The following is a 3,348-nucleotide window of genomic DNA, read 5'->3' as shown; positions in this document are numbered from 1 at the left end:
GCCCCGCTCGGCCGCCCGGCCCCCTGCCTCAGCCGGCGGCCACGTACTCCCGCAGGTGGCGGGCGGTAAGCGAGTCGCCGTGCGCCACCAGGTCGGCGGGCGTGCCGGTGAAGACGACCCGGCCGCCGTCCTGGCCCGCGCCCGGCCCCAGGTCGATGATCCAGTCCGCGTGGGCCATCACCGCCTGGTGGTGCTCGACGACGATCACGGTGTTGCCGTCGTCCACCAACCGGTCGAGCAGCGCGAGCAGTTGGTCGACGTCGGCCAGGTGCAGCCCGGTCGTCGGCTCGTCCAGCACGTAGGTGGCGGCCTTCTCCGCCATGTGGATGGCCAGTTTGAGCCGCTGCCGCTCGCCGCCGGAGAGGGTCGTCAGCGGCTGGCCGAGGCCGAGGTAGGACAGGCCCACGTCGACCAGCCTGGCCAGCACCGCGCGGGCGGCGCCCGGACCGACGAAGTCGAACGCCTCCGCCACCGACATGGCCAGGACCTCGCTGATGTCCTTGCCGCGCAGCTTGTGGGTCAGCACCTCGGGCATGTACCGCTTGCCCTCGCACTGCTCGCAGACGGAGGCGACACCGGCCATCATCGCCAGGTCGGTGTAGACGAGACCGATGCCCTTGCAGTGCTGGCAGGCACCCGAGGAGTTGGCGCTGAACAGGCCCGGCTTGACGCCGTTGGCCTTCGCGAAGGCCGCCCGCACCGAGTCGAGCAGCCCGGTGTAGGTCGCCGGGTTGCTGCGCCGCGACCCGCGGATCGGCGACTGGTCGACGGTCACCACACCCGGGCGGCCCGGCAGTGAGCCGTGGATCAGTGAGCTCTTGCCCGAACCGGCGACGCCCGTGACGGCGGTCAGCACCCCCAGCGGGATGTCCACGTCCACGTCGCGCAGGTTGTGCCGGCCGGCGCCGCGGATCGGCAGCGTCCCGCGCGGCTCCCGGACCTTCTCCCGCAGCCTCGCCCGGTGGCCCAGGTGCCGTCCGGTGAGGGTGCCGGAGGCCCGCAGCCCCGGCACGTCCCCCACGTAGCAGACCTCACCGCCGGCGGCGCCGGCCCCCGGGCCGAGATCCACCACGTGGTCGGCGATCGCGACCACCTCCGGCTTGTGCTCCACCACCAGCACCGTGTTGCCCTTGTCCCGGAGCCGCAGCAGCAGGTCGTTCATGCGCCGGATGTCGTGCGGGTGCAGCCCCACGGTCGGCTCGTCGAAGACGTAGGTGACGTCGGTCAGGCTGGACCCGAGGTGCCGCACCATCTTCACCCGCTGCGCCTCGCCGCCGGAGAGCGTGCTGGCCTCCCGGTCGAGACTGAGGTACCCCAGTCCGATCTCGACCAGCGATTCCAGGGTGTGGCGCAGTGACGCCACCACCGGCCCCACCGAGGCGTCGTCGACCTCCCGGCTGAACTCCGCCAGGTCGCTGATCTGCATCGCCGCGCACTCGGCGATGTCCCTCCCGTTGACCTTCGCGGACAGCGCCGCGCTGTTCAGCCTGCGGCCGCCGCACGACGGGCAGGACGTGAAGGCCACCGCCCGGTCCACGAACGCCCGGATGTGGGACTGCATCGACTCCCGGTCCTTGGCGAGGTACACCCGCTGCACCTTCACCACCAGGCCCTCGTAGCTGAGGTTGCCGCCGTTGACGGTGAGCTTGGTGGCCGGCTTGTGCAGCAGGTCCTCCCACTGCTGGGAGGTGTAGTCCTTCAGCTTGGCGTCCGGATCGACCAGCCCGGAGTGCGCGATGACCTGCCAGTACCAGGAACCGACCGCGAAGCCGGGCACGGTGATCGCACCCTCGTTCAACGACAGTTCGACGTCCACGAGTTGGTCGACGTCGATGGCCGACACCCGGCCCAGCCCCTCGCACTCGGGGCACATGCCCTCCGGGCTGTTGAAGCTGAACGCGGTGGCGGAACCGGCGTACGGCACGCCGACCCGGCTGAAGACGATGCGCAGCAGGGTGTAGGCGTCGGTGGCGGTGCCCACCGTGGAGCGGGAGTTGACGCCCATACGCTCCTGGTCGACGACGATCGCGGCGCTCAGGTTGTGCAGCGCGTCCACGTCCGGGCGGCCCAGGGTCGGCATGAACGACTGGACGAACGCGGTGTAGGTCTCGTTGATCAACCGCTGCGACTCGGCCGCGATCGTGCCGAAGACCAGCGAGGACTTGCCGGATCCGGACACGCCGGTGAACACCGTCAGGCGGCGCTTGGGTATGTCCAGCGAGATGTCGGCGAGGTTGTTCTCCCGGGCGCCCCGGACCTGGATCAGGTCGTGGCTGTCCGCCGCGGCGCGGCCGTCGGCTCGCTGCGGGGACGCGCTCGGCTGGCTCGGGGAAGGCTGGGGTGGGGGTGGCTGGTGCGGGAGTGGATGTGCGTGTGGTGCGGACGGTTGGAACCGCTCCCCGGAGGGTTCGGAGCCCATCACGACCTCCTGGTATCTTTACGCCGTAAAGAGTTACCCGCGCACATTACATTACGCCGTAAGGAGTTGCTGATGGCCGTGTTCGCCGGACAGGGCGACGCCCGTCGGTCGATGGCCCTGCTGTGGCGCGACACCGCCTCGGCCCCGGCCCGCCCCACGCCGGGCCCCAAGCCCGCGCTCAGCGTGGACGCCATCGTGGACGCGGCGATCTCACTCGCCGACACCGAGGGAATGTCCGCGCTCTCCATGCGGGCGGTCGGCAACCGGCTCGGCCGGACGGCCATGGCGCTCTACACCTACGTGCCCAGCAAGAGCGAACTGCTCGACCTCATGCACGACCGCGCACTGGCCGAACTGCCCACCTCCTACGACGTGTCGCAGGGGTGGCGGCCCGCGCTCGCCGCCTGGGCCGACGACATGATGGCCTTCTACGTGCGGCACCCCTGGATGCTCCAGGTGTCCCAGGCCCGCCCGGTGCTCGGCCCGAACGAGTTCGTCTTCATGGAGACCCTGCTGCGCGTGCTCAGCGGCACCGGCCTGCCGGCCCGCGTGCAGACCGGCATCGTCGGCGCCCTCGTGCACTACGTGCGCGGCGCCGCCCAGGCCGTCGCCGAGTCCCGCCAGGCGGCGGCGACCACCGGGATGTCCGACGACGAGTGGTGGTACTCCCGCTCCGCGATGCTGGAGGAGGTCGCGCCGGACTTCGCCGCCCGCTTCCCGCTCCTGACCCGGCTGGAGGGCGAGCGCGCCTTCGAACCGGAGGACGAGACCGTCCCGTACCTCGAACAGGCCGCCCGCAGCGCCTTCACCACCGGCCTGACCGTCCTGCTCGACGGCATCACCACCGCCGAACACGCCGCAGCCACCGCGCCCCCGGCCGACCCGCCCGAGGGCGCGTGAGCGGACCTGCCCGTGCGGCGGGCCCACGG

The 3,348-nt window shown here is 71.5% G+C and carries 2 protein-coding genes; one reads left to right on the top strand and one right to left on the bottom strand.

Annotation, left to right across the window (positions count from 1 at the left end; genetic code table 11):
- Positions 1 to 28 precede the first annotated feature (28 nt).
- Positions 29 to 2,419, bottom strand: coding sequence for an ATP-binding cassette domain-containing protein (locus ACYVE9_RS19930; RefSeq protein WP_461029248.1), 2,391 nt, complete (start codon positions 2,417 to 2,419; stop codon positions 29 to 31).
- 72 nt (positions 2,420 to 2,491) lie between these two features.
- Between ACYVE9_RS19930 and ACYVE9_RS19925 the strand changes: the two genes are divergently transcribed.
- A complete protein-coding gene (locus tag ACYVE9_RS19925) occupies positions 2,492 to 3,319 on the top strand; it encodes a TetR/AcrR family transcriptional regulator (RefSeq protein ID WP_461029247.1) in 828 nt (275 codons plus the stop codon).
- The last annotated feature ends 29 nt before the right edge of the window (positions 3,320 to 3,348 follow it).

The sequence above is a fragment of the Streptomyces sparsus genome (assembly GCF_054776295.1).
This window is presented reverse-complemented; position numbering and strand designations above follow the sequence as displayed.

Bases quoted from the DNA above. Each gene is read 5' to 3' on its own strand.
- ACYVE9_RS19925 (WP_461029247.1), top strand. From the start codon at position 2,492: ATGGCCGTGTTCGCCGGACAGGGCGACGCCCGTCGGTCGATGGCCCTG.
- ACYVE9_RS19930 (WP_461029248.1), bottom strand. From the start codon at position 2,419: ATGGGCTCCGAACCCTCCGGGGAGCGGTTCCAACCGTCCGCACCACAC.